This is a genomic window from Nocardia sp. NPDC051833 (genome assembly GCF_040681225.1).
Taxonomy (GTDB): domain Bacteria; phylum Actinomycetota; class Actinomycetes; order Mycobacteriales; family Mycobacteriaceae; genus Nocardia.
Window position 1 is genome coordinate 3,366,363 of sequence record NZ_JBFAYK010000001.1, and the last position, 24,361, is coordinate 3,390,723.

Annotated in this window: 23 protein-coding genes; 10 read left to right on the forward strand and 13 right to left on the reverse strand. The window is 71.4% G+C overall.

What is annotated here, in order from left to right:
- Positions 1-76: 76 nt before the first annotated feature.
- Positions 77-622, reverse strand: a complete 546-nt coding sequence (locus tag AB0L91_RS15355; RefSeq protein WP_365010343.1) for a class I SAM-dependent methyltransferase — start codon at positions 620-622, stop codon at positions 77-79.
- A 188-nt stretch (positions 623-810) separates the two neighbouring features.
- A complete protein-coding gene (locus tag AB0L91_RS15360) occupies positions 811-1,389 on the reverse strand; it encodes a GNAT family N-acetyltransferase (RefSeq protein WP_365010345.1) in 579 nt (192 codons plus the stop codon).
- A 67-nt stretch (positions 1,390-1,456) separates the two neighbouring features.
- On the opposite strand from AB0L91_RS15360, the gene sigJ reads away from it, so the two are divergent.
- The gene (gene sigJ / locus AB0L91_RS15365) at positions 1,457-2,350 is read left to right on the forward strand and encodes an RNA polymerase sigma factor SigJ (RefSeq protein WP_357346358.1); all 894 of its coding nucleotides are present in this window, start codon (positions 1,457-1,459) and stop codon (positions 2,348-2,350) included.
- A 48-nt stretch (positions 2,351-2,398) separates the two neighbouring features.
- On the opposite strand, the gene AB0L91_RS15370 is transcribed toward sigJ, so the two are convergent.
- Positions 2,399-2,527: a hypothetical protein gene (locus tag AB0L91_RS15370; RefSeq protein WP_365010348.1), complete on the reverse strand. Its 129-nt coding sequence runs from the start codon at positions 2,525-2,527 to the stop codon at positions 2,399-2,401.
- Between the two features lie 261 nt (positions 2,528-2,788).
- Between AB0L91_RS15370 and AB0L91_RS15375 the strand changes: the two genes are divergently transcribed.
- Positions 2,789-3,967, forward strand: coding sequence for a pyridoxal phosphate-dependent aminotransferase (locus tag AB0L91_RS15375; protein ID WP_355271077.1), 1,179 nt, complete (start codon positions 2,789-2,791; stop codon positions 3,965-3,967).
- A gap of 20 nt (positions 3,968-3,987) precedes the next feature.
- On the opposite strand, the gene AB0L91_RS15380 is transcribed toward AB0L91_RS15375, so the two are convergent.
- Both AB0L91_RS15380 and AB0L91_RS15385 read right to left on the reverse strand, forming a co-directional pair.
- The gene (locus AB0L91_RS15380) at positions 3,988-4,677 is read right to left on the reverse strand and encodes a trimeric intracellular cation channel family protein (protein ID WP_365010351.1); all 690 of its coding nucleotides are present in this window, start codon (positions 4,675-4,677) and stop codon (positions 3,988-3,990) included.
- Positions 4,678-4,815: 138 nt separating this feature from the next.
- On the reverse strand, positions 4,816-5,460 hold the full coding sequence (locus AB0L91_RS15385) for a LysE family translocator (RefSeq protein ID WP_365010353.1): 645 nt from the start codon (positions 5,458-5,460) through the stop codon (positions 4,816-4,818).
- Between the two features lie 284 nt (positions 5,461-5,744).
- On the opposite strand from AB0L91_RS15385, the gene AB0L91_RS15390 reads away from it, so the two are divergent.
- The 3 genes from AB0L91_RS15390 to AB0L91_RS15400 all read left to right on the forward strand — a co-directional run bounded on the left by AB0L91_RS15390 (position 5,745) and on the right by AB0L91_RS15400 (position 9,665).
- On the forward strand, positions 5,745-7,412 hold the full coding sequence (locus AB0L91_RS15390) for a DNA repair helicase XPB (protein WP_280344784.1): 1,668 nt from the start codon (positions 5,745-5,747) through the stop codon (positions 7,410-7,412).
- A 94-nt stretch (positions 7,413-7,506) separates the two neighbouring features.
- Positions 7,507-8,172: a DUF3239 domain-containing protein gene (locus AB0L91_RS15395; protein ID WP_355271082.1), complete on the forward strand. Its 666-nt coding sequence runs from the start codon at positions 7,507-7,509 to the stop codon at positions 8,170-8,172.
- A gap of 101 nt (positions 8,173-8,273) precedes the next feature.
- Positions 8,274-9,665: a M1 family metallopeptidase gene (locus tag AB0L91_RS15400; RefSeq protein ID WP_365010358.1), complete on the forward strand. Its 1,392-nt coding sequence runs from the start codon at positions 8,274-8,276 to the stop codon at positions 9,663-9,665.
- 14 nt (positions 9,666-9,679) lie between these two features.
- On the opposite strand, the gene AB0L91_RS15405 is transcribed toward AB0L91_RS15400, so the two are convergent.
- Positions 9,680-10,537 (reverse strand): hypothetical protein, encoded by an 858-nt coding sequence (locus AB0L91_RS15405; protein WP_365010361.1) that lies wholly within the window; start codon positions 10,535-10,537, stop codon positions 9,680-9,682.
- A 157-nt stretch (positions 10,538-10,694) separates the two neighbouring features.
- Here AB0L91_RS15405 and AB0L91_RS15410 point away from each other — a divergent pair, with 157 nt between their 5' ends.
- Complete coding sequence (locus tag AB0L91_RS15410; protein WP_355271087.1) at positions 10,695-11,159, forward strand: hypothetical protein; 465 nt, start codon at positions 10,695-10,697, stop codon at positions 11,157-11,159.
- 1 nt (position 11,160) lies between these two features.
- Here AB0L91_RS15410 and AB0L91_RS15415 read toward each other — a convergent pair whose 3' ends face one another.
- Complete coding sequence (locus AB0L91_RS15415) at positions 11,161-13,461, reverse strand: helicase-associated domain-containing protein (RefSeq protein ID WP_365010364.1); 2,301 nt, start codon at positions 13,459-13,461, stop codon at positions 11,161-11,163.
- 39 nt (positions 13,462-13,500) lie between these two features.
- Between AB0L91_RS15415 and AB0L91_RS15420 the strand changes: the two genes are divergently transcribed.
- Positions 13,501-13,692, forward strand: a complete 192-nt coding sequence (locus tag AB0L91_RS15420; protein ID WP_019044917.1) for a hypothetical protein — start codon at positions 13,501-13,503, stop codon at positions 13,690-13,692.
- A gap of 65 nt (positions 13,693-13,757) precedes the next feature.
- Here the strand turns inward: AB0L91_RS15420 and AB0L91_RS15425 are convergent, their stop codons facing one another.
- Both AB0L91_RS15425 and AB0L91_RS15430 read right to left on the reverse strand, forming a co-directional pair.
- The gene (locus AB0L91_RS15425; RefSeq protein WP_355271091.1) at positions 13,758-14,366 is read right to left on the reverse strand and encodes a resuscitation-promoting factor Rpf1 domain-containing protein; all 609 of its coding nucleotides are present in this window, start codon (positions 14,364-14,366) and stop codon (positions 13,758-13,760) included.
- 373 nt (positions 14,367-14,739) lie between these two features.
- On the reverse strand, positions 14,740-14,988 hold the full coding sequence (locus tag AB0L91_RS15430; RefSeq protein ID WP_355271093.1) for a hypothetical protein: 249 nt from the start codon (positions 14,986-14,988) through the stop codon (positions 14,740-14,742).
- 158 nt (positions 14,989-15,146) lie between these two features.
- On the opposite strand from AB0L91_RS15430, the gene AB0L91_RS15435 reads away from it, so the two are divergent.
- Positions 15,147-15,566 (forward strand): cold-shock protein, encoded by a 420-nt coding sequence (locus AB0L91_RS15435; RefSeq protein WP_355271726.1) that lies wholly within the window; start codon positions 15,147-15,149, stop codon positions 15,564-15,566.
- A 47-nt stretch (positions 15,567-15,613) separates the two neighbouring features.
- On the opposite strand, the gene AB0L91_RS15440 is transcribed toward AB0L91_RS15435, so the two are convergent.
- The 3 genes from AB0L91_RS15440 to AB0L91_RS15450 form a co-directional block, all read right to left on the reverse strand.
- Complete coding sequence (locus AB0L91_RS15440; RefSeq protein WP_355271095.1) at positions 15,614-16,129, reverse strand: DUF2771 domain-containing protein; 516 nt, start codon at positions 16,127-16,129, stop codon at positions 15,614-15,616.
- Complete coding sequence (locus tag AB0L91_RS15445) at positions 16,126-17,910, reverse strand: MFS transporter (protein WP_365010369.1); 1,785 nt, start codon at positions 17,908-17,910, stop codon at positions 16,126-16,128. Before AB0L91_RS15445 ends, AB0L91_RS15440 begins: the two co-directional genes overlap by 4 nt.
- A gap of 68 nt (positions 17,911-17,978) precedes the next feature.
- Complete coding sequence (locus AB0L91_RS15450) at positions 17,979-18,755, reverse strand: glutaminyl-peptide cyclotransferase (RefSeq protein ID WP_365010372.1); 777 nt, start codon at positions 18,753-18,755, stop codon at positions 17,979-17,981.
- A gap of 17 nt (positions 18,756-18,772) precedes the next feature.
- Between AB0L91_RS15450 and AB0L91_RS15455 the strand changes: the two genes are divergently transcribed.
- Both AB0L91_RS15455 and AB0L91_RS15460 read left to right on the forward strand, forming a co-directional pair.
- A complete protein-coding gene (locus tag AB0L91_RS15455; protein WP_365010373.1) occupies positions 18,773-20,584 on the forward strand; it encodes a DUF3027 domain-containing protein in 1,812 nt (603 codons plus the stop codon).
- Positions 20,585-20,628: 44 nt separating this feature from the next.
- Positions 20,629-23,709, forward strand: coding sequence for an ATP-binding protein (locus tag AB0L91_RS15460; RefSeq protein ID WP_365010375.1), 3,081 nt, complete (start codon positions 20,629-20,631; stop codon positions 23,707-23,709).
- On the opposite strand, the gene AB0L91_RS15465 is transcribed toward AB0L91_RS15460, so the two are convergent.
- Positions 23,706-24,332, reverse strand: coding sequence for a TetR family transcriptional regulator (locus AB0L91_RS15465; protein WP_365010377.1), 627 nt, complete (start codon positions 24,330-24,332; stop codon positions 23,706-23,708). The genes AB0L91_RS15460 and AB0L91_RS15465 overlap by 4 nt on opposite strands.
- Positions 24,333-24,361: the final 29 nt, after the last annotated feature.

The following is a 24,361-nucleotide window of genomic DNA, read 5'->3' on the forward strand; positions in this document are numbered from 1 at the left end:
CCTTGCCGCAGGGCGGCTGCTCACGGGGTGGAGGCAACTCCCAGCATCGCCCGAATGCGGCGGTGGACCTGGCGCACTACGACCCCTTCGGGACAGCGTGGGCGGCGAGGAGATCGCCGGAAGTCGTGATGTCGCAGTGAAATCCGGCAGCGGTCAGGCGGGTGGTGAGTTGGTCGGGGGTGGGCTTGGGGCTGGTCGAAGGGCTGGTGGGGCTGCCGTAGCCGTAGCAGAACCACAGTCGGCCGGTGGGGGACAGGCACTCTCGGATCATCGACCACGCCGCTGTCGCGGGGCCGGTCCAGAACAGGTTGACGTTGACCGCGAACACCAGGTCGAATCGCTCGTTCCCGTCGAGCTGGGCCCGCACCGCACGCGTCGAATCGGGTCCGATCGCTCCCTCGACCAACCGGACCCTGCCGTCCGCGATCTCGGCGGCGCACCGGTCCGCTGCCCGGCCGATCGCGGTGGCCGATCGATCGAGACCGACGATCCGTCCGCCCCGCAACCGCTTCGCGATCCGCACCAGCGAGGCGCCCGGCCCAGGGCCGAGCTCGAGCACACGATCATCGGCCCGCACACCCATGGTGTCGGCGAACCACTCGAACCGCGCGTCGTCAGGCATCGGTGCTCCTCAGTCTGGGCGTGCCCGTCTACACATGCTGACATGGCTGTCGAGGTGTTGGCCTGGTCCGCCCGGGTGGACCAGGCCAACCCGGGCGGACCAGCTCGGCGCGGTCGCCTACGGCAACTCACTTGGGCGGACCAGCTCGGCACGGTCGCACCCTGGCACTCCACCCGGGGCGGAACGACTCAGCGCGGTGCGATGTCGGCGGGCCATCCTTCGGCGAAGACGCCGGGATCGGACGCGAGGCGCGCCGCGTGCCATTCGTCCACCCGGGTGCCCCGCTGGATGCCACCCTGCCGGGCCAGCCCCTCGTAGTGGAACCCGACCCGGCGGACGGCGGCGGCCGAGGGGTGGTTGCCGACCATGGCGCGCCAGGTGATCCGGTCGAGGGCGAGGCCATCGGGGTCGAAGGCGAAGTCGCAGGCCAGGGTGATGGCGCGGGTCATCAGGCCCTTGCCGCGGTGACCCTCGGTGAGCCAGAAGCCGATCTCGCAGACGCCCGGCCCGCGGGTGTGCAGGCCGAGCATGCCTTCGACGGGGCCGTCCGGCGCGGTGCGGAGGGCCCAGACCGCGGCATTGCCCGCCCAGGTGGGGGCGACGACCTTGTCGAGGAATTCCTCGGCGTCGGAGCGCGTGTACGGGACGGGGATCGTCGTCCAGTGGCCCACCTCGGGGTCCTGGCAGCATTCGACGATGCGGTCGATGTCGGCACCGGTGGGGCGGGTGAGCCAGAGGGTGCCGTCGGTGAGCGTGTGCTCGTACATCGAGCCATCGTGACAGGTCGGCGCCCGGTTTCTCAGCTGGTTTTCGCCGACCGTAGGATCAGCGGCGATGGTTTCCCCGTTACTCGCCGACCTGTTCGAATCGCATCGAGCGCATCTGCTTTCGGTCGCCTACCGACTCACCGGAAGTGTCGGTGACGCCGAGGACGCCGTGCAGGAGAGCTGGCTGCGGATGGCGGGCGTGCACCAGTCCGAGATCGACGACCTGCGCGCCTGGTTGACGACCGTGGTCAGCCGGATCTGCCTGGACCACCTGCGCAGCGCGGCGGTGCGCCGGGAAACCTATGTGGGGCAGTGGCTTCCGGAGCCGATCGTCACCACCCCGAGCCGCACTCCCGACCCGCTGGACGTGGTGGTCCGCCATCAGGACAGCCGGCTGGCGGCGCTGGTGGTGCTCGACGCGCTGACCCCGCAGCAGCGGGTGGCGCTGGTGCTGCACGACAGCCTGGACGTGCCGTTCGACGAGATCGCCGACATCCTCGGCGTCTCGGCCGACGCCGCACGCCAGTTGGCGGTGCGTGCCCGCAAGGCGGCGGCGAAGGCGCCGGAACCGGTCGCCGACGACGTGCACGACGCGGCGGTGCGGCGGTTCCTCGCCGCGCTGGCCACCGGCGACGTCACCGCGGTGGCGGCGACGCTGCATCCGGACGCGACCTTCGTCGCCGACGCGGGCGGCACCACCAAGACGGCACTGAATGTCGTTGCGGGAGCGGAGAAGATCGCGCGCCTGGCGCTCGGCCTGTGGCGCAAGCAGCAGGAAGAGCTCGGTCTGGAGCTGGGTTCGGCGACGGTGAACGGGCAATCGGGCCTCGTCGTCACCGATCCGAACTCGCCGTTCGGGCGGCCGGTGCGGGTGCTCGGCTTCGCGGTGCGCGAGGGAAGAATCTGGGCTGCTTACGATTTCGCCAATGTGGCGAAGCTGTCGGGTGCGCGGCTGCGCTGACCTGGCATCGGACCGGACCCGCGCGATCCGGTCCGATGCGCCGGGTGTCTACGGGTAGGTCGACCCCCACTGGTGGTTTCCGGTGGACGAACCGAGGTTCATGTCGCCGGTGGAGGAACCCATGTTGTTGTCCGGGGTCGCCGAGCCGGTGAAGTAATCGACGATGGGGCTGCCCATCAGATGATCGTGGATGAACCGCAGAGCCGAACCGGCAACCTCCGACGCAGCCGGGCCGACAATGAAATCGAGCAAGGGTGAGGCCATAGGGAGCCCCTTTCGATATGCCACCACGCTGTGGTGTGTGAGGTAGAACACGGCGAGGCTAGCTCAGCCTGGGTGATCGCACAATAGTGCAGGTCAACACCGCAAAACGTTTGTGAAACATGCGTGTTCGCTATCGGACGGCAACGGTCGGGAAAAGTGGGATACGCTGCGGAGATGTCGTCTGCGCCGCCCACCGTCTCCCGTTTGCGCCCGTTCGGATCGACCATCTTCGCCGAGATGACCGAACTGGCGATCCGCCATGACGCGGTGAATCTGGGGCAGGGCTTCCCGGATACCGACGGGCCCGCCGGCATGCTCGAGGTCGCCAAGGCCGCGATCTCCGACGGCCTGAACCAGTACCCGCCGGGCCGCGGCATGCCGGTGCTGCGCCAGGCGATCGCCGACGACCGCGCCCGCCGCTACGGCACGGCATACGACCCGGCTACCGAGGTGCTGGTGACCGTCGGCGCCACCGAGGCGATCAGCGCCGCCGTGCTCGGGCTGGTCGAGCCGGGCCAGGAGGTGGCGCTGATCGAGCCGTACTACGACTCCTACGCCGCCGCCGTCGCGCTGGCGGGCGCGCAGCGGCGCACCGCGCGCCTGGTCGCCGACGGCGATCGGTTCGTCCTCGACCTGGACAGCCTGCGCGCCGCGATCACCCCGAAAACCCGGATGCTGGTGATCAACTCGCCGCACAACCCCACCGGCGCGGTGCTCGACCGCGCCGACCTCACCGCCATCGCGGAGCTGGCGCGCGAGCACGATCTGCTGGTGCTGGCCGACGAGGTGTACGAGCACCTGGTCTACGACGGCGCCGAACACATCAGCATCTCCACGCTGCCCGGCATGCGCGAGCGCACGATCGTGGTGTCGAGCGCGGCCAAGACGTTCAATGTCACCGGCTGGAAGATCGGCTGGGTGTGCGCGCCCGCGCCGCTGCTCGACGGCGTGCTGGCGGCCAAGCAGTTCCTCACCTTCGTCGGCGGTGGACCGTTCCAGCCTGCCGTCGCGCATGCCATCAACGCCGAGATCGACTGGGTGCACGCGCTGCGCGACAGCCTGTCCGACAAGCGCCTTCGGCTCTCGGCCGCGCTGCGCGACACCGGGTTCGGCGTGGCGGCCAGCTCCGGCGGGTATTTCGTCTGCGCGGACATCCGCCCGCTCGGCGCCGAGGACGGGATGGCGTTCTGCCGCGAACTGCCCGCGCGGCTGGGTGTCGCCGCGGTGCCGGTGAGTGTGTTCGCCGACCACGCCGACGACTGGAAACATCTGGTGCGCTTCACCTTCAGCAAGCGCGACGAGACCATCGACGAGGGTGTGCGCCGCCTGCGGGCCGGGATGGCGGTGCGCTGAGGGAGTGTTCCGGCGTGTCCTCAGTCGCGGGCGTGCCGGGCCGTCGGCGCGTGCCACTGGTAGTGGCGAGCCAGCAGGCGGAAGCCGATGGCGCCGAGCGCGGCGAGCAAGCCGGTCCAGGTCCGGTACAGGTCGAAGTGGAGCAGGGTGGCGGTGGCGGCCGCGCCGAACAGGGCGGGGATCGCGTACAGGTCCTGGTCGGGGCGGAGCACGAACGGGACCTCACCGCTGAGCACATCGCGCAGGACGCCGCCGCCGATGGCGGTCGTCATGCCGAGCAGCGCGGCGGTGGGGGCGCCGACGCCCGCCGAGTACGCGATGACCGTGCCGGTGACGCAGAACAGGCCGAGCCCGATCGCGTCGGCGACCTCCAGCGGTCCCTTGGTGAGCCGGCGCGAGGGCGCGATGAAGTACAGGACCAGCGCCGTCAGCAGGGACGCGGACAGGTAGGTGAGGTCGGTGAACGCGCCCGGCGGTGTGCGCCCGATGAGCAGATCGCGCACGATACCGCCACCGAGGGCGGTCGCGGTGGCCAGGATCGCCATGCCGAACATGTCGAGCCGCTTGCGCACGGCGACCAGCGCGCCCGACGCCGCGAACGAGATGACGCCCATCAGCTCGCCGCCGCGGTGCACGGCGGTCAGCGCCGAATCCAGCTCCGTCGCCGACGGCCCGGCCGCGACCATCGCCACCAGCATCCCAGCACTCACCGCGCACTCCTTCTCGCCTGAACCACACAGCAGCGTGACACGGCGGAGTGTGTCGGTGGCGATCCGGTCGCCTATGTCGCGCCCGTGTCGATCAGTGCGCGGGCAGCTCGTCGTGCGCGGTCGACCGGCCGATGTGGGTCACGCCGGGGCGGGACGGGCGCGGTCGGTGGCGAGCATGATCGCGATCCCACCGAGCGCGGTCCCCATCAGGTACCGCTGGGTGCGCAGCCAGAGCGGACGCGCGGTGAGGAAACCGGCCAGCCCGGCCGCGCCGAGCACGATCAGCGCGTTGACGGTGAGGGCGACGGTGATCTGGATCGCACCCAGCGACAGGCTCTGCAACCACAGCGCGCCGCGTTCGGGATCGACGAACTGCGGGATCAGCGCCATGTACATGATCGCGATCTTGGGATTGAGCAGATTCGTGACGAAGCCCATGGTGAACAGGCGCCGGGCCGGATCGACCGGCAGGTCGACCGGTGCGAAGACCGACACCCCACCCGGGCGCACCGCCTGCCAGGCCAGCCACAGCAGATAGCAGGCGCCGGCGAGCTTGAGCCCCAGGTAGAGGCCCGGAACCACGGCGAACACCGCGGTGATTCCGGCGGCCGCGGCCAGCAGATACACCGCGAACCCGGCGGCGACCCCGGCCAGCGAGATCAGCCCGGCGCGACGTCCCTGCGCCACCGTCCGGGACACCAGATACATCATGTTCGGCCCCGGCGTGAGCACCATGCCGAGCGCTGCCGCACCAACCCCGAGAACCGCCGTCGTCTGAAGCACGCATCGAGTCTGACCTGGTCAGTGCGGCCTTGTCGCGGTCCAGTCGACACCTGCTGGACCGCACGTCGCTCGCTTCGCCCCGGGTCGTGTCGGCCCGGGTCCGTACAATCGACAAAGGCCGGCGACGCGATCCATCGCGCAGGCGCCGGCCACACAACCATCCGGCCGAACGCACCCCGCACAGGGCGAGCTCGACGAGCCCGTTCGGGGCCGCCCCTCGATCGAGCGCTCGATCGAGGGGTCACGAGGCCCCGAACCCGCGGCCCCGGCCGCTAAGGAACACTGTGACCGACGGTCCGCTGATCGTGCAGAGCGACAAGACCCTGCTGCTCGAGGTCGACCACGAGCTGGCAGGCAACGCGCGGCAGGCCATCGCGCCGTTCGCGGAGCTCGAGCGCGCGCCCGAACACGTGCACACCTACCGGATCACGCCGCTGGCGTTGTGGAACGCCCGCGCGGCCGGACACGACGCCGAGCAGGTCGTCGACGCGCTGGTGAACTTCTCGCGCTACGCGGTGCCGCAACCGCTGCTGGTCGACATCGTCGACACCATGGGCCGCTACGGCAGGCTCCAGCTGGTCAAGCATCCGGCGCACGGGCTGTGCCTGGTGAGCCTGGACCGCGCGGTGCTCGAGGAAGTGCTGCGGCACAAGAAGATCGCCCCCATGCTCGGCGCCAGGATCGACGACGACACGGTGATCGTGCACCCGTCCGAGCGCGGCCACATCAAGCAGATGCTGCTCAAGATCGGCTGGCCCGCCGAGGATCTGGCCGGCTACGTCGACGGCGAGGCACACGACATCGGCCTGGACTACACCGAGGGCAAGTGGCACCTGCGCGACTACCAGGAGATGGCCGCCGACTCGTTCTGGGCGGGCGGCTCCGGCGTGGTCGTGCTGCCGTGTGGCGCGGGCAAGACGATGGTCGGCGCGGCGGCCATGGCCAAGGCCAAGGCGACCACGTTGATCCTGGTCACCAATACCGTCGCGGGCAGGCAGTGGCGGCGCGAGCTGCTGGCGCGGACCACGCTGACCGAGGACGAGATCGGCGAGTACTCCGGCGAGCGCAAGGAGATCCGCCCGGTCACCATCGCCACGTACCAGGTGATCACCCGCAAGACCAAGGGCGAGTACAAGCACCTGGAGCTGTTCGACAGCCGCGACTGGGGCCTGGTGATCTACGACGAGGTGCACCTGCTGCCCGCGCCGGTGTTCCGGATGACCGCCGATCTGCAGTCGCGGCGCAGGCTCGGCCTGACCGCCACACTGGTGCGCGAGGACGGCCGCGAGGGCGACGTCTTCTCGCTGATCGGCCCTAAGCGCTACGACGCGCCGTGGAAGGACATCGAGGCGCAGGGCTGGATCGCGCCCGCCGACTGCGTCGAGGTGCGGGTGACGCTCACCGACGCCGAGCGGATGGCCTACGCCACCGCCGAGCCGGAGGAGCGCTACAAGCTGTGCTCCACCGCGCGCACCAAGATCCCGGTGGTGGAGTCGATCCTGGCCAGACACAAGGACGCGCCGACGCTGGTGATCGGCGCGTACCTGGACCAGCTCGAGGAGCTGGGCGTCGACCTGAACGCGCCGGTGATCACCGGCGCCACCAAGAACAAGGAGCGCGAGGCGCTCTTCGACGCGTTCCGGTCCGGCGAGGTGCCGGTGCTGGTGGTGAGCAAGGTCGCGAACTTCTCCATCGATCTGCCGGAAGCCTCGGTGGCGGTGCAGGTTTCGGGCACCTTCGGCTCCCGGCAGGAGGAGGCGCAGCGCCTCGGCCGGTTGCTGCGGCCGAAACAGGATGGGGGACAGGCGCATTTCTACTCGGTGGTCGCGCGCGACACCCTCGACGCCGAATACGCCGCGCACCGGCAGCGCTTCCTCGCCGAGCAGGGCTACGCCTACCGCATCACCGACGCCGACGATCTGCTCGGACCGCCGATCGGTGACGGCGCGTAGTAACGATCGGCCGGTCGGAACGCGGTACCGTGCGGTGAAGTCCTCGGCAGATAAGTGGAGGCAACTCCTCCGCAACTTGTGCTAGGAAGGAACCGTGCGCCGCTTCGAATTCGTGGTCGACCGTGAGCACGCTCATGCGGTCAACGAGACGTTCACCGGGTTACGCAGGTTGCGGGTGGTGGCCCTGCTGGTGGCCGGGCTGGCCGTCGCGGCAACGGCCGCGCTGCTGTGGAGCGGGCAGGCCTGGGGGTATCTGCTCGCCGTCGTGTGCGTGCTGGTCGCGGCGATCGCGCTGTGGGTCGCGCTGTGGACGCCGCATCGCTCCAGTATCGAAAAGCTCTACCAGGACGGCGCTTTGGTGCCCGCCGTGGTCACCGAGGCCGAGGACTCCGGCATCGTGCTGCTCGCCCTCGTCGACATCGCCGAGCCCGCCGCGCCGACGCGCAGCTGGGCGCTGATCACCCGCAAGGTGCGCGCGCTGCCCGGACATCTGCCCGAGCCGGGGGAACGGGTGCCCGCCGTCGCGGTCCGCACCGATCGCGCGCCCCGGCAGGTCGGCGAACGGTGGCAGCTGGTCACGGCCATGCCGATCGCCTGGGGCACCCGTGATCGGCTGGTCATCGAGCGGGCCCGCGCCGCCATCACCGAGCGGGAATGGCGGCTGCTCGCGGAGAACCTGGCGCTGGCCGCGCGGGTGAAGCGGACCGCGACCAAGCGCCTGCTGCTCGACCCGCAGCAGCTGCCCGGCGACCTGGGCTGAGCCGCGCGAGCGACCGATATTAGGACCTGCGCGGCGCGGCTGGAACGATGGAAGGTGTCCGCGGGATCCGAGCCAGAGCAGGCGAAAGGTGTCAGTCGACGATGCGATGGTCGGCCGGAGTGTGCGCGGTGCTCGCCCTGCTGGCGCTGGGCGTGCGCCCGATCGGCGCCGACCCCGGCCTGATCGGGGCGCCGGGGCTCGGCGATCCCTACTACCCGCTCGACGGCAACGGCGGCTACGACGTCGCCCACTACGACCTGACGGTCGACTACGACCCGGCCACCTACGTCCTGCGCGGCACCGCGACCATCGATGCCAGCGCGACCCAGCCGCTGGCCCGGTTCGACCTCGACTACCGCGGCCCCGAGGTGCTGATGGTGACGATCAACGGCCAGCCCGCGGGCTGGACCCGCGACGGAGACCAGGAACTGGTCGTCACGCCGCTGCTGCCACTGCCCGCCGGGCTGCCGATGCGCGTCGTCGTCGACTACGCGGGCCCGACCGCCGACACCGAGGGCGAGGGCTGGACCTACGCGCCGAGCGGCGGCGCGTTCGCCGTCGGCCAGCCACACAGTGCGAGCACCTGGTACCCGCTCAACGACACCCCGCTGGACAAGGCGACCTTCACGCTGCACGCCTCGGTGCCCGAGGGGTGGGAGGTGATGTCGACCGGTGACCGCACCCGGCACGAGGTGCGCGACGGTCGCCTGCACACCACCTGGGAGACCAGGCAACCCGTGATCGGGTACCTGACCACGATCGCCGTCGACCACTTCACCTTCCTCGAACAGCGCACGCCCGACGGCACGCCCGTGCTCAGCGCCTTCGCGCCGGAGTCGGAGAGCAACCGCGACGACGAGCAGCGGTTGCCGGAGATCCTCGCCTTCCTCGAAAACCTCTACGGCCCCTACCCGTTCGATGTCGCGGGCGGCATCTACGTCGACGCCGAGCTCCCGTTCTCCCTGGAGACCCAGACCCGCCCCACCTACGCGCCGTGGACCGACCTGAACACGGTCGTGCACGAACTGGCGCATCAGTGGTGGGGCGACACGATGTCGATCCGGCAGTGGTCCGACATCTGCCTCAACGAGTGCTTCGCCAGCTACACCGCCGACTACCTGTGGCCGGAGCGGATCGATGGCGCCGACGTCGACACCAAGTACCGCGAGAAGATCGCGAAATACCGTGACGATCCGGAGTTCTGGGAGGTCGCGCTGGCGAGCCCCGGCGCGGGCAACGAGTTCACCTCGGTCTACTACCGCGGACCGCTGTTCCTGCACGCGCTGCGCAAGCTGCTCGGCGAGGACGTGTTCTTCACCGCCGTCCACGATTTCGTGAACGCGCGCCGCGACGGCCACGGCTCGATGCCGGAGTTCCGGGAGTTCCTCCAGAGCCGGACCTCGTTGCCGCTCGGTGAGTTCCTGGCCGAATGGCTGGACGCGACCACGCCACCGCGTGAGGCGTTCCTCTATCCGGGCACGCTGGGCCGCTGACCCACCCCGCGCGGTCAGTCCTCGTCCACGCGGGCGCGCGCCCGCTCGGCCCAGCGCTGCATCCGCTCGAATTGGCTGCGCGCCGAGGTCAATTCGCCCCGGGCGCGATGGTCGGCGGTGCGGGCGAAATGGCGTTGCTGCTCGGCGTGCTCGAGTGCGGCGCGCAACTCGTCGATGCGGGACTCGACCTCGTCGAGCGCGGTCTTCGCCTGGGCGGCTGCGGCTTCGGCCTCGTCGCGCGCGGAACGGGCGGTCGCGAGCGCGGATTCGGCGTCGTCGAGTTCCCGCGCGGCCTCGGCGCGGCGGGCCGCCTCGGCGTCGGCGGGTGATTTCCCGGCCTTGTGGGGCGCGCGCTTCGCCGGGGCGGCGGCCTTGCCGCCGGTGATCGCGACCAACCCGGCCGGGCCGAAGCCGTCGTAGGTGACGGTGGTCGGCAGCAGGCCTGCGCGGACCTGGTCGGCGACGCCGGGATCGGCCAGCGCGGCGGTCAGGGTCTGGCCGACCTCGCGCAGCACCTGGTCGCTCGCCGGGCGGTCGTGCTCGGCGGCCAGTTCACCCGCCCGCTTGGTGATGGCGTTGACCACCTGCTGGCGCTGGGCGCCCAGGGCGCGCAGCTTGTCGCCGGAGAGCTGGCGCTGGGCCGCGCGCAGGGCCTCGCCGAGGTCGAGCAGGGCCGCGATCTCCTGCGGCGCGTGCCGGGCCAGCAGGTTGACCGTCCACGCGGCGACCGTCGGTTTGCGCAGCGCGGTGATGGCCGCGGCGAGCTCGCGGTCGCCGTCGGCACGGGCCTGGGCGGCCCGCTCGGTGCGGGTCGGCACGAAGTCGCCGGGGTCCAGGCCGTACAGCTCGCCTGCGACATCGTCGAGGGTCATCTTTGTGATGGTAGCCAGGGTTCGACGGGGCCGAGCGCGGCCGCGGCGGGCTTGGGTATCGTCACCGGCGGTCATGTTCGCCTGAACCGTTCGGTGAGTGAGGTTTTCAGTGTTGTTCCCAGGAAAGCGACTGCTGGCACGGGTTGTGCTCGCCCCCGTGGCGACGGTCGCACTGGTCGGGGCGGTCGCCGCCTGTTCGTCGGACAGCGACTCGGCGGGCGCTTCGCTCGCCAAGGGCTCGTGCGTCGAGGTCACCGACAACGCGGCCGACGCGATGGTCGGCACGCTCGGTGACTGCGCGGCGGCGACGTCGAACTACCGGATCGTGCAGGTCGGCACGGCCCCGCTGACCTGCGACGTCTCCGACGCCACCTTCAACGGCACGGTCGGTGACACCAAGACCGCGCTGTGCCTGGCGCCGAACTTCGCCCAGGGCAGCTGCTACGCCGACGCGGGCAAGCGCCCCGCCGAGGCCGTGGCCTGCACCGCCCCCGAGGCCACCTTCAAGGTCGTCAAGCGCATCGACGGCGTGGCCGACGAACTCCAGTGCGGCGTCGACGCGACGCAGTTCCGCACCGTCGCCGACCCCAAGGCCACCTTCTGCATGGCCAAGCCGGCCTAGTTCAATCCAGCAGGGCGACCGACGCGATCCGGTGCAGGGTGAAGTGCCGGGTCGCGCCGGTGACGGGGTCGACGGCGTCGAGCTGGCCGTTGCCGACGCGCAGCGGTTCGACCACGCGCTGGCTCGCGACGCCCTGGGCGTCGACGTAACCGATGTTCACCGGGCGGCCCACCCTGGCGGCCAGCTGGAGCAGGGCCAGGGTGGCCGCGGTGCCGGTGCGGGTGCCGTCGGCGCGCACCGACTGGCCGGTGCGGGCACCGGCGGCGCGTTCGCCCGCGCGCAGTTCGGTGACCAGCAGCGCGAGCTGTTCGTCGCTGGGTGGGCTCGGGCGATAGGGCTTGCGGGCCAGCGGGCGGACCGCGATGCGGGCACCGCGCGGCCGCAGGTCGACGATCGCGCCCGCGGAATCCTCACCGGCCGGTGCGAAACCGGCCGCGCGCAGCTGTTCGAGCAGCTCGCCCAGCGGGGCCAGCGCGATGGCGACGGTGGGTGCGATCGCGCGCAGGGCCAGGGTGTCGGCGACCGGCGCGGCCAGCACCTGGGCGAGCAGCGCCGGGTCGTCGCTGCGCAGGAACGACTGCGCCATGCCCGCCCGCAGCTGACCGTGGCGGCGGGCGACATCGTCGATGAGGTACGTCAGGGACTGGGGGACCGGCGTGCGGGAGTGGTTGGCGAACAGCGCGTGCAGTTCGGCGGCGGTCATCCCGGCGTCCAGCGCGCGGCGCACCGAGGTGTCGCCGACCCGGTAGACCGTGGCCGCGCCCGCCGACTCCACATCGGCGACCAGCGCGATCCGGCCGCGTAGCTCGGGCACCAGGGGGCCGGGCGCGATCACCGTGAGGTCGGCCTGGACGAGCACGTGATCGACCGGCTCCGGCAGCGCGGCGGCCATCTCCGCCTCGGCGTCGGCGACGCTGGTGTCGGCGCCGTGCAGCAGCGCCCGCGCGGCGGAATCGAGCGCGCCGCGCCCGAGCAGGCCGAGGGTGGCGGCCTCGGCCAGCGTCGCGGTCACCGCGTCGAGCCGGAAGTGCCTGCGCCTGCGCGGCATCCGCCAGGCCAGCAGCTTGCCGATATCGGTGGCGGTCAGCGCGGTTCCGCTCGGGTACTCGGCGAGCAGGCCGAGGATCGCGTGGCGGTCGCGCACCGCGTGCGGGATGCGCAGTTCCGCCGAGAGCGCGGCGATCGGCTTGTCGGCGGCATCGCGCAGCCCGATCATCCACGGCATCCGGTCCAGATCCAGCCAGGCCTGCGCGAGCAGCACCCAGCGGGTGGCGGGCGGCGCGTCCAGCCAGGCGTCGGCCGCGGGCGTCGGGGCCCAGAAGTCGTCGGTGGAGTCCACTTCCGGCACCGGCTCGGGCAGGCCCTTCTCGACCAGCTTGGCCGCCGCGAGCAGCTCGAGCAGCAGACCGGCGCGCGTCTCGTCGACGCCGGTCTGCTTGGCCAGCCTGCGTAGCTCGCGCACGCCGAGCCCGCCGGCCCGCAGCGCCGGGGCGGGTAGTCGGCCCAGCGCGTCGAGCAGGTCGGCGCAATCGCGCAGCAGCTCACCGACTTCGCCCGCGCCGACCGCGTTCACCTCGGCGGGCGCGTGCTTGGTCAGCGTCGGCTTGGGCGGGGCGAGGGCGTGCGGGTCGGTCACCGGCTCGCCGCGCAGGATCTGGCCGACCGTCACCGGCAGTTCGACGGTCTCGTCGTCGATCCGGTGCAGCAGCCGGGCCGCCAGCAGCCGCGGTACCGGACGATCGGGGGCCGTGCCGGGTGCGGCGTCCCTGGTGCGCCCGCGCGGGCCCGTGGTGGCCAGTTTCTCGAGCAGCGCGCGTTCGGCCGGGCTCGCCGCGGTGAGCGCGGTGGCGACCTCCGGCTCGGTCAGGGCGTCGGGCAGCGCCGTCGTCGCGCCCAGGGGCCAGGGGAGGGCTTCGGCGGCGCTGGGGGCCAGGTGCAGGCCGTCGCCGGTCTGCCAGACCAGCGCGCGGTCGAGCAGGCGGGTCAGCGCGGCGGTGAGCGCGGTCTTGGTGACCCGGTCCTTCAGCTGCGCGTGCAGGGTGGTCCGGGTCAGCGGGGTGACCTCGGTGCCGATCGTGCGGGCGTCCTCGTTGGCGGTGAGCGCCTCGATGATCGCGAATTCGAGGGTGTCGAGATCGTCGGCGGCGCGCAGCACCGAGGCCCGCTGCTGGGCACGCACCGCGAGCACCGACATCGACGCGGGCAGCGGCACCGCCAGATCGGGCCGCAACTGCAGCAGTTTCACCAGCTGGGGGTCGGTGCGCGCACCGAGCCAATCGGCGAGGGAGTCCGTCGCGATCATCCGATCCAGCCTACGTTGTGCGTATGCCAGAATGAGCCCGTGGTGAACAAATCGAAGAAACCCTACGTCGACAACGGCTGGCCGCAGGTGGCCGACGGCGAGCACGCCGTGACCGAACTGTCGGCGACCCGCGCCGGTAACCTCTCGCCCTTCGGTGAGGACACCGAGTTTCCCGTCCCGGCATCGTCGCTGCCGTACATCCACCCGCAGACGGTGATCAACCGGGTGTAGTTCGGACGGGAAAGACAAGAGCCCGCATCCCTAGGGATGCGGGCTCTAGTTGTCTGCGCGGGCGATCAGGAGGGCAGCAGGCCCTTGTTCGCCTCGAAGAAGTCGATCACGGCCGGGTCGAGCTGAGTGCCCTTGGCGGCGTTGAAGAAATCGAGCGCCTGCTGCGGCACGGCGACACCCTGCTGCTGCACGACGGAGAGGGCGCGATCGACGGCCTGGAACACTTCCTGGCTCGGATCCTGCACCTGCGGGACGGTCACCTGCGGGGCCCAGCTCGGGGTGGAGGGGGCGATCCGCTCGCTCGGGCCGCTGCTCAGACCCAGCTGGGACGAGCAGGAGGGCCAAGCGCCCCAACCCTGAGAAGCGAGAACCTTTTCGGCGACCACGATCTGCTGTTCGCGGGTGGCCTGGTTGGCCGTGGCGGCGTACTCGCCACCACCGTGCGCGTTCCAGGTGGAGGGCGAGAACTGCAGCCCACCCTGGTAGCCGTTGCCGGTGTTGATGCCCCAGTTGCCGCCGGCTTCACACTGCGCGAGGCGATCCCAGTCGGAGTCGGGGGCCGCGCTGGCGTTTCCTGCGAAAGCTGCACTGGCGGTGCCGATGATCGCGCCGGTGACGGCGACCTTGGCGACAGTGCGGCCGGTGGAAGTCGGCTTGCGGTGGCGTCCACTCATATCGGGTTTCTTCCTCTCGTGCGCACCTGCATGTGGCCCGGACTGAGAGGTCTCCCGGTCCGCCCTCACTCCTGATTCCAATCGGGGTCCGGTACCCGCGGGGTGAGGTTCGGTGCGGCGGGCCGGTGGTTCCGGGGGTTGCCCCGGCTGAGAGAAACGGTACGACGGACAGCGGGGAAAGTCACTATTTGGTAACCGGCGTGTACGGGTGGGTCTCGGGGTGGTCTCAGGGTGATCCCCGAGGCGTCCGCGCAGGTAGTCGCGGTGCCATGTGTGCGCGACGGTTGCACGCTCAGTTCGTTATCTACCCGTTATGTGACGAGGATCACACTGCTGTCTGGGTATCGATTCGCCGGGGTAACCAGTTGACGCGTCAACGCGCGCGTCGGCCGGACCACAGCGCGAACACCACGGCGAGCAGGAAGCCGACCGGTGCGAGCATCGCGAGCAGGTACAGCCACAGCCCCGGCGACGAGTCCGACACGATCGGTGTCACGAAGATGGCGATCACCGCCAGGATTCCGACCCCGAACAGCGCGAGGGCGAGTTGCAGCAGGCGATCGCTCGGCCGGCGGGGGTCGCGCTCCGGCGGAGTGGCGGCGGGCGGAGGTGAGTTGGTCACCGGTGCACCGTAAAACTGATGTGCTCGCGTTATAGCAACCGGGGTAGACTCTCAGCACATCGCGTCCTGCCTTGCTGTGGGGCGCGTTCTTTTCGCGACAAGCAGCTGTAACCCGGGCCACAAGGGTCCGGGTGTCGAATGATGAACGGGTGAGCGCAGTGCCGACCGGCCGGGTGAAGTGGTACGACGTCGAAAAGGGCTTCGGCTTCCTTTCCCAAGACGAGGGCGAGGACGTCTACGTCCGTTCCTCCGCGCTGCCCGAGGGCGTCGAAGGTCTCAAGCCCGGTCAGCGCGTCGAATTCGGCATGGCCGCCGGCCGTCGTGGCCCGCAGGCGCTCAGCTTGAAGCTGCTCGAGGCGCCGCCGACCGTGCGCGGCAACCAGGCGCAGCAGCCCGCCCGCAAGGACGCGGGCCCGCGCAAGTCGCCCGACGAACTGCACGGCCTGGTCGAGGACATGATCACGCTGCTCGAGACCAAGGTCCAGCCGGATCTGCGGCGCGGCAAGTACCCGGATCGCAAGCTGTCCCAGCGGATCTCCGAGGTCGTGCGGGCCGTCGCCCGCGAACTCGACCACTGATTCGATTCCTCGGTCCCGGGCACCACGGTGTCCGGGACCGAGTCGTCTCAGGCCTCGGGGGTGCTGATCGACCAGGCGGCGTGCGGGATGTAGGTCTCGCGGCCGGTCACGGTGTCGCGGGCCAGGATCGGCAGCTGCACCTCGATGCCGGCCAGGCGCAGGTCGGGTTCGGGCTTGGTGTCGATGGTGAGCGCGCGTGCGCCCGAGGGGAAGTCGGCGAAGCTCAGCACCCGGTCGACCTGCTCGCCGGAGGGACGCTGGTAGATCAGCTGGACCAGCCACGGTGACTCGGCGATCTTGTCCGGCAGCGACAGCTGCACCGGAAGGCCCGCCACCGTCGCGAGCTCGGTGGTCTCGCCGTACCGGCAGTCCTGCATGGTGACGGTGCAGTACAGGAACGGGTCGACGGTGACCGCCTTGCCGTGCGCGAACGCGGTGATCTGCGGCTCGTACTCGGGCGCCTTCGAGACGCCGTAGGCCACCAGGCCCGCGGTCACCGCGGCGACGGCGACGAGTCCGGCCGCGACCAGGGCGACGATCGTGCGGACGTTGAGCTTGCTCACCGGATGGGGTCTCCTGTCCCTCGCGGAACCGTACCGGGGCCTGCCCGGTGCGGATGGGTGTTGGGCACTTCCTGCTCGGCGTGCTGCGGACGGTTGCCGCCGAGGCCGGGCAGCAGCGAATGTCCGGTGTAGCTGACGAACGTCTGGATCAGGCCGATCACCAGGATCACGCTGATCACCGCGAAACCCTTCCAGAATTCGATCGGCAGCAGCACACCGGCCGCGCCGCCGATCACCCAGCTCAGCTGGAGCACCGTCTCCGACCGGCCGAAACCGGACGCGATCGACTCCGGCGGCAGGTCGTCCTGGATCGCCGCGTCGAGCGACACCTTCGCCAGCGCGCTCGCCGCGGACGCGATCAGCGCCGCGAACGCCGCGCCGAACAGATTGCCGGTGAACATCGCGAACAGCGCGACCGCGGTACAGGCCGCGGTACAGCCGAGCACCACCAGCGACGGCCTGCCCAGTTGCAGCCTGGCCCCGGTCGCGTTGCCGCCGAAGTTGCCGATGCCCGCCGCGACGCCGACCACCGCGAGCATGGCCGCCTGCTCGGTCGGGCTGCCGCCCGAGCCCTTGGCGACGAAGGCGATGTAGAACGTCAGGAAGCCGGTGAGCACGCGGATGGAGCTGTTGCCCCACAGCCCGGTGACCACGGCCCGGCCCAGCGGCTGCCGTCGTTTCCGGGCGGGCACCGAGGATTCCGTGCCGGGTTCGAGCACCTCGGTGTGCGCGTCGTCGCCGTGATAGCTCAGCGTCGCTGGCACCTCGCCCTCGGTCACCTCCACCCACGACGGAATCCGCAGGCTCAGATACGCGCCGGCCACCGCGATGCCGGTGGCCAGCACCAGCGCGCCGGTCGACCCGGCGATCATGGCGGCGAGCGCGGCCACCGCCCCGGCGCCGATGGTGCCGCCGACCAGGCCGAACACCGTCAGCCGGGAGTTGGTGCGGACCAGATCGATGTCCGGTGGGAGCACCCTCGGGGTGACCGCGCTCTTGAGGACCGCGAAGGATTTCGAGCCGACCATCATGCACAGGGCCAGCGGATACAGCCCCCACGTGTCGATCTCGATGATCAGCAGCAGCGCGAAGATCGCGCGCAGCCCGAACGTCGTCGCCAGCGCCAGCCTGCGGCCGCGCTGCAACCGGTCAAGCAGCGGGCCGATCAGCGGCGCGATCACCGCGAACGGGGCGATGGTGATCAGCAGGTACAGCGCCACCTTGGTCTTGGACTCGGCGGTGGCGCTGGCGAAGAACAGGGTGTTGGCCAGCGAGACGGCGATCGCGGCGTCGAGCGCGAAGTTGGCCATCGTGGCGTAGGTGAGCGCGGTCAGGCCCGACTGGTCGGCGCCGTCGGCCTTGGCGGCCCGCTGGAAGGTGGCGAACCCGCGTTCGGTGAGTTCGCGGCTGCGCATGGCCGCGACCCGGGTGACGGTGAGCTTGCGCGGTACCCGCTGCTTGACCTCGTCGTCGGCGGGCTCCTCGGGCCGGGGCAGCGGGCGGGTGCCCGCCGGGCCGGCGTCCTGCTCGGGCGGCACCGGCCTGGCGCGCGGCGCGGGGCCGCGCAGGGGAGCGGTCGGGGCGGCGTCGGGCTCGGACCGTCCGCGCCGGAACGGGTTCTTCGACCGGATCGTCGGCGGATCGGGCGAGTCCGGGCGGGGGAAGACCTTGCGCGGAGTGCCCGCGCGCGGCGGGTACTGCCCGAAGCCGGGATGCCTGCCCGCGGGGTTACCGTCCCGGCGACCACGGTCGGGACCGGAGGGATCGCGGGGAGTAGTCACAGTCCAATTCTGGCCCACGCGGGTTCTCCGTGTTCACTCGCGGCGCGGCAGTGTTCGCCACAGCTCGCCTATTTCGGGACGAACCGCACCTCGAACATGCGCGGCCAGTACTTGCCGGTGAGCAGGAATCGGTCGGTGCCGGGCAGGTGGGCGATGCCGTTGAGGACATCGGTGCCCGCGCGCTCACCCGCGGTGAGCAGCCCGCCCGCCTCGATCACGGCGAGCACGCGGCCGGTCTCCGGATCGATGCGCAGGATCTCGTCGGAGGGGTAGTTGTTGGCGTAGACCGTGCCGTCGGGGGCGCAGTCGAGTTCGTTCGGCTGCGGAGACGGGTACCCGGACAGCGTCACCGAACCGGTCTTCGCGAAGGTCACCGGGTCGCGGAAGGTGAGGGTGGGCGTGCCGTCGCTCATCACCAGGCGCTGGGGCTGGGCGCACACGCCCCAGCCCTCGCCCTCGTACTCGGCGCGGCCGGTCTCGGCCAGGGTGACCGGGTCGCGCGCGATGGCGACGTGGTCCTGCCAGGTGATCTGCCAGACGATCCCGCCCGCCTTCGTCATGCCCTCGCCGAACAGGTTGCCCGGCAGATCGACGCGCGCGGTCTCGACGCCGGTCGCCTGATCGGCGGCGCGCGCGCTCGACACGCCCCACATGCCGGTGCTTTCGTAGCGGACGCCGTCGACCACCTCCAGCCCCTGGGTGAAGGCCCGCGGATCGTGCGGTGACGAGCCGATCACCTCGACGCGCCAGCGCGGCGGTCCGGGCTCTTCCTGGCCCCCGCAAGCCCCCACGCCGAGCAGGCTGACCAGCGCAGCGACGGCCAACGAACTCCGATTGCACTTCATACGGCAAAATGTATGCCGTGAGCGCAGTATCTGTTTCGGAGTCCGGCGTGCGTCCTGTTCTGGCCGATGCGGCCGAAGTCGCACGTCGTGCGCTCGTGGAGTTGGAGCCCGACGGGGTCGGAGCGCATCTTGGGGTGTCCGGCGAGGACGAGTCGGCGGCCACCCACCGGTTCGAGGCGACCCTGCCCGGCTACCGCGGCTGGCAGTGGGCCGTCGTGGTCGCCGCGCCGCCGGAGGCCACATACGCCACGGTCAGCGAGTCGGCGTTGCTACCTGGCCCCGATGCCCTGATCGCCCCCGACTTCATCCCGTGGGAGCAGCGGGTCCGCCCCGGCGACCTCGGTCCCGGCGATCTGCTCGCCCCGCCCGCCGACGATCCCCGCCTGGTCCCCGGCTACATCGCGACCGGCGACCCCGTGGTCGACGAGGTGTGTCACGAGATCGGCCTCGGCCGCACCCAGGTGCTCAGCCTCGAGGGCCGCGTCGAGGCGGCCCAGCGCTGGTATACCGAGTTCGGCCCCGACACCGAGATGGCCAAGGCCGCCCCCTCCACCTGCGGCCTGTGCGGCTTCTTCCTGCCGCTGGCCGGCGCCCTGCGCGAATCCTTCGGCGTCTGCGGCAACGCGATGGGCGCCGACGGCCACGTCGTCCACATCGAATACGGCTGCGGCGCCCACTCCGACGTGATCGCCCCCTCGGGCAACGGTTCGCCGCGCTACGAGGCGTTCGACGACCACGCCGTGGAACTCGTCGAGATCGTCCGCACGACGCCGGAGTCCGTGCCGTCTGCCGAGGCTGCCGCGATCGGTGAGGCCGCTGCGCCCGCCGAGGCCGCTGCGCCCGCTGAAGCCGCCGCCACCGCTGCGCCCGCCGAAGCTGCTGAGGCCGCTGCGGCTACTGAATCCGCTGAGGTGTCCGTGGCGGATGTGGACACCCCGGCCGTGAATGCGGAGACCACTGGCGACACCGGCACCGCGATCGCGACGGATGCCGCGGCGGTCGAGACCGGCGAGAACGCCGATCAGCAGGAGACCGCCGAGGCCGAGGCCGTCGACGCGGCCGCCGCCGCCCGCGCAGCGCTCGCTGAAGGCGCGCAGCCGGAGTCGGCCGCCGAGGTCGTCGCTGCCGAGCTGGCACCCACGGCCGACGCCGCCGTGGTCGCCGAGGCCGTGGCCGAGGAGCTCTCGGGCGCGCCGGAAGCCGACACCACCGAGTCGCGGACCGGTGCGACCGAGGCAGCTGCAGAGACCGCCCCGGTAACCGGCGCTGCCGAGATCGCCACCGGCGACCTGGGTGCCGAGTCCGCGCCCGCTGCGGAGACGCAGTCCGATGCCGAAACGGTCGGTGCCGAATCGCAGGCTGCAGCCGCCGACACGGTGACCGAATCCGTGACCGATGTGGCCGAGCCCGCCGTCGATGAAGCGGGTGCCGACACGGCTGCCGCCGACCTGGCGGTGGATACCGAGGCTGCGTCGGATGGTGCCGCTGAATCGGCCGTGACCGAACCGGTCTCAGGTGCTGAGGGCGAACCCTCCGCTGCTGCCGCGGTGGAAACGCCGGACGCCGGCGCCGAGCAAGTCCCCGCCGTCGGCGAGGAGCTCGCGGCCGGTGGCGCCGAGGTCGCGGCGGACGCCCCCGCTGTCGCCGAGGACGCCGCCCCTGCCGCCGACGCGGCGGGCGAAGACGCCACGGCCGCAACGACTTCGGGTGCCGAGTCCGACGCCGATGTGGCGGGCGAAGACACCACGGCCGCAACGGCTTCGGGTGCCGAGTCGGACGCCGTCCAGGGTGACTCGGTGGACGAGCACGGATCGTCGGTGGCGCGCTGAACGGATCGGCGGATCCCTTCGGCACCGCGGAGCTGCGTGCCGGAGTGCTTGCCGCCTGGCGGGATTCGCCTACCCGGTTGCGCGAGGACAGCGCGACCGAGGCGGATCTGGTGGCCGCGGGCTACCGGGATCGGGTGCTCACCGAGCTGGCGCAGAACGCGGCCGACGCGGCGGCGAAGGTGGGAGTCGCGGGTGAGCTGAGCGTCCGGGTGCTCGACGGGCGACTGCATGTCGCGAATACCGGTGCGCCGCTGAGTGTTTCCGGCGTGCACGCGCTCACCGCCTTGCGTGCCTCCGGGAAGACCGAGGCCGAGCAGGTCGGGCGGTTCGGTGTCGGCTTCACGGCGGTGCGGTCGGTGGGTGACGAGATCGAGGTCAGGTCGACGACCGGCTCGATCCGGTTCTCCCGGACCGCGACCCGCAACGCGTTGCACGACATCGGCATCGATATCCCCGAGGACCTGCCGACGATCGAGCCGCCGGTGCTGCGCCTGGCCTGGCCCGTCCCGACCACCCCGGTCGCCGGCGCCGACACCGAGGTCGTCGTGCACCTGCGCGACGACATCGACGCCGACGCCCTGCTCGCCGCGCTGCGCGCGGAAGCGACCGACCTGCTGCTGGAACTGCCTGCCCTGCGTCGCATCCGGATCGGCGCCGACGAATTCACCTGCACCGGCACCGATCTCGGCGCCGACGGCCTCACCGAACTGGCCGTCACCCAGCCGGACGGCACCACCCGGCGCTGGTGGCAGTACCGCACCCCGAGGGCGCGCTGGCTGCTCCCGCTGCGCGCGGGCCGCCCCGTGGCCGCCGCCCCCGATGTCCTGCGTGCCCCCACCCGTTCCGACGAGGAACTGTCCCTGCCCGCGATCCTGGTGGCCGACATCGCCATGCAGCCCGATCGCAGGCGTCTGCTTCCCGGCGCCCGCCTGTCCGAACTGGCCGCGGGCTACGCCGATTTCGCCCGCGCCCTCCCGCCCCGCGACCGCCTGGTCCTCGTCCCGGCCCCCGGCTTCGCCCGCAGCGAGGCCGACGGCCTCCTCCGCGAAGCCGTCACCACCGAACTCCGCACCAACCCATGGCTCCCCGTCTGCGCCACCCGGCTCGCGGACCCGGAGCTCGTCGACCCCGTATCGCCGCCGACCGGTGACTCCCCGGCACCCGCGACGGACGCCGCACGAGCCGCGGCCATCGCGCTGGGCGGGTTCGACCTGCCGGAAGCCACTGCCGACGAGGGCCTTTCCGGCCGCTCGGAGATCGCGCGCGCACTCGATGACCCCGGCCTGGCCGAAGTCGCAGGTCGGGAGGAGACGGCACGTGCGATCAGTGACCCCGGCCTGGCCGCCGCTGCCCTCGCGCTCGGCGCACCCGTGCCCTCGGCTTCCGGTCGCGTGGTCGAGGCGCAGGCCGGGCCGACCACCGGCACCGACGCGGCTCGTCTCGATGCCTGGTTCTCGGGCGTCACGACGGACCAGGTCGCCGTCCCGACCCGCGCCAGCGTATTCCCGGACCTCACACCGGAATTGGCGGCGCAGCTCGCCGATATCACCGGCCCCCTGCTGATCCCGGAACTCTCCGGTCGCGCCCAGCAGGAGAAGCTGTCCGTCCTCGACGTGCACCGCCTCGGCCCGGCGTCGCTGGCCGACCTGTCGAGCGGCCTGGATCGCGAACCGCGCTGGTGGCAACGGTTCTACGCCGCCCTCGAACCGTTCGTGGTCGACACCAGGACCGCCGAGGAGTTCGGCGCGCTGGCGGTGCCGCTGGCAGACGGCAGGCTCGTCACCGGTCCGCGCACCGTCGTCCTCGACGATCAGCTCACGGTGGCCGTTCCGGTGCACTGGGCCCGCCTGGTGCACCCCGACGCCACCCATGCCCTACTGGCCCGGCTGGGCGCCCGCAGCGCCACCGCGGAGGACCTGCTCACCGACCCCGGCCTGCACGACCTGCTCGAACAGGACCCGGCCGACCCCGACACCGTCGACGCGGTACTGCGGCTGGCGCCCTTCGCCACCCCGGAGCTGCTCCCACCCTGGCTCGGCCTGCTCGAACTGCCCGACGACACCGGCGAACCGCGGCCCGCCGACGAGCTGCTGCTCCCCGGTGCGCCGCTGGCCGCCGTGCTGGTCGAGGACTCACCGTTCGGCAACGTCGCCGCCGACACGGTCGCCGAATACGGCACCGACGCCCTGCGCGCGATCGGCGTCGGCTGGGACTTCGCGGTGGTCACCGATCCCGACCCGGTCGGCCCCGACCACGACCTCGACGACGAACACACCTGGTGGGACGGTCTTTCCGCGGACCCGCGCGAGCTGGCCGCCGTCCGCGACCTCGATCTGGTGGACGAGAACCGCTGGCCCGCCGCCCTGCGCCAGCTGCTGTCGGAGCCGCGCACCCGGGCCCTGCTCGCCGACCGCGACGGCTACACCGCCTGGTGGCTGCACCGGCACGCGCACATCGGCGATATCGCCCTCGGCCGCCTGCGCCATCCCGACGACGACGAATTCGCGGGCCTGCTCCCGGCGTTCGAGGTCGACGGCATCACCGGCCCCGACCTGGACGTGCTGCGCTCGCTGCTGGTCCGCCCGGACGTGATGTCGGCCGAACTGGCCGAGGAACTCCTCGACGCGCTCGCCGATCCGTCGAAAACCCCCGCGCCCGAGGTCATCGCGCACACCCACGCCCGGCTGGCCGCCGCCGTCGAGTCCGGCGCGCTGGACCCGCGCGAGCTGGATCTGCCCGAGCAGGTGCGCGCGCTGTCCGGCGCGGTCGTCGACGCGAGCACGGTGCTGGTCCTGGACCAGCCCTGCTTCGGCCTGGTCGTCCCGCCGGAGCGGCTGGTGGCCGGGGACGCGGGCAGCGCCGAGGGGCTGGCGACCCTGCTGGACGTGCCGCTGGTCTCGGAGGAGGTCAGCGCCGAGGTGCTCGGCACCGGCAGGCGGACCACCTGGGCGGCCGACGCGCTGGGCGTCGTGCTGCGTCAGCTGTGGTCACCGCGGGACACCGCGGGCGCGCTGGTCCTGCACGAGACGCTCGAGGTGCATCTGCGCGGTGCGCTGACGGGCACGGTGCGGGTGCCGTGGTGGCACACCGAGGACGCGGTGCACGTGCAGGTGCCGCGGGGCTAGCGCGCGTGCGCGGCCACCATCGCGGCGAGCAGGTCGAGCTGAGTCTGCACGGCCTCGCTGTCGTCGTCGACGAGCCAGCGCAGCACCACACCGTCGATGACGCTGAGGATGAACCGGCTCAGCTCGGTGACGGGGGTGGTCCAGGTGGTCGCGGTGGCTTCCCGGCAGTGGTCCATGACGTCGGCGACGGTGGTGTCGTTGAACGCGTACTGCTCGCGGGCGATCGCGATCTTGGCCGGCGTCGACTCACCCTCGCGCAGGGCGTAAGTGGTGGTCTCATAGGTGAGCAGCTGACGCTCCGGCGTGGCTTCGATGTTGCGCCACATCAGTTCCAAACCGGAACGCACCAATTTCTGAAGCGCTTCTTTTCCGGTTCCGGCATCCGCCCAGAGCGAATCATCGGCATCGACGGAATCGCGCAATTCCATGGACAACGCTTTGACCAGCTCGGTCATCAGTGCGTCCTTGTTTTCGAAACAGTAATGCACCACACCGAGTGAGACGCCCGCTGCTTGTGCGACATCGCGCGTGGTCACGCCCGCGACGCCTTTTTTCTCTGCGAGACCGATCGCTGCCTCGATCAGGTGGGCTCGTCGTTCTTCGACGCTCAATCGGGAGGACACGTGTGCGAGTTAAGCGCCCGCGTGGCAAA

Excerpts from the sequence above, each read along its gene's own strand:
- AB0L91_RS15405 (WP_365010361.1), bottom strand. The coding sequence starts at position 10,537 with ATGACCCTCGACGATGTCGCAGGCGAGCTGTACGGCCTGGACCCCGGC.
- sigJ (WP_357346358.1), top strand. The coding sequence starts at position 1,457 with ATGGTTTCCCCGTTACTCGCCGACCTGTTCGAATCGCATCGAGCGCAT.
- AB0L91_RS15375 (WP_355271077.1), top strand. The coding sequence starts at position 2,789 with ATGTCGTCTGCGCCGCCCACCGTCTCCCGTTTGCGCCCGTTCGGATCG.
- AB0L91_RS15355 (WP_365010343.1), bottom strand. The coding sequence starts at position 622 with ATGCCTGACGACGCGCGGTTCGAGTGGTTCGCCGACACCATGGGTGTG.
- AB0L91_RS15425 (WP_355271091.1), bottom strand. The coding sequence starts at position 14,366 with ATGAGTGGACGCCACCGCAAGCCGACTTCCACCGGCCGCACTGTCGCC.
- AB0L91_RS15400 (WP_365010358.1), top strand. The coding sequence starts at position 8,274 with ATGCGATGGTCGGCCGGAGTGTGCGCGGTGCTCGCCCTGCTGGCGCTG.
- AB0L91_RS15370 (WP_365010348.1), bottom strand. The coding sequence starts at position 2,527 with ATGGGCAGCCCCATCGTCGATTACTTCACCGGCTCGGCGACCCCGGAC.
- AB0L91_RS15415 (WP_365010364.1), bottom strand. The coding sequence starts at position 13,461 with ATGATCGCGACGGACTCCCTCGCCGATTGGCTCGGTGCGCGCACCGAC.
- AB0L91_RS15450 (WP_365010372.1), bottom strand. The coding sequence starts at position 18,755 with ATGAAGTGCAATCGGAGTTCGTTGGCCGTCGCTGCGCTGGTCAGCCTG.
- AB0L91_RS15360 (WP_365010345.1), bottom strand. The coding sequence starts at position 1,389 with ATGTACGAGCACACGCTCACCGACGGCACCCTCTGGCTCACCCGCCCC.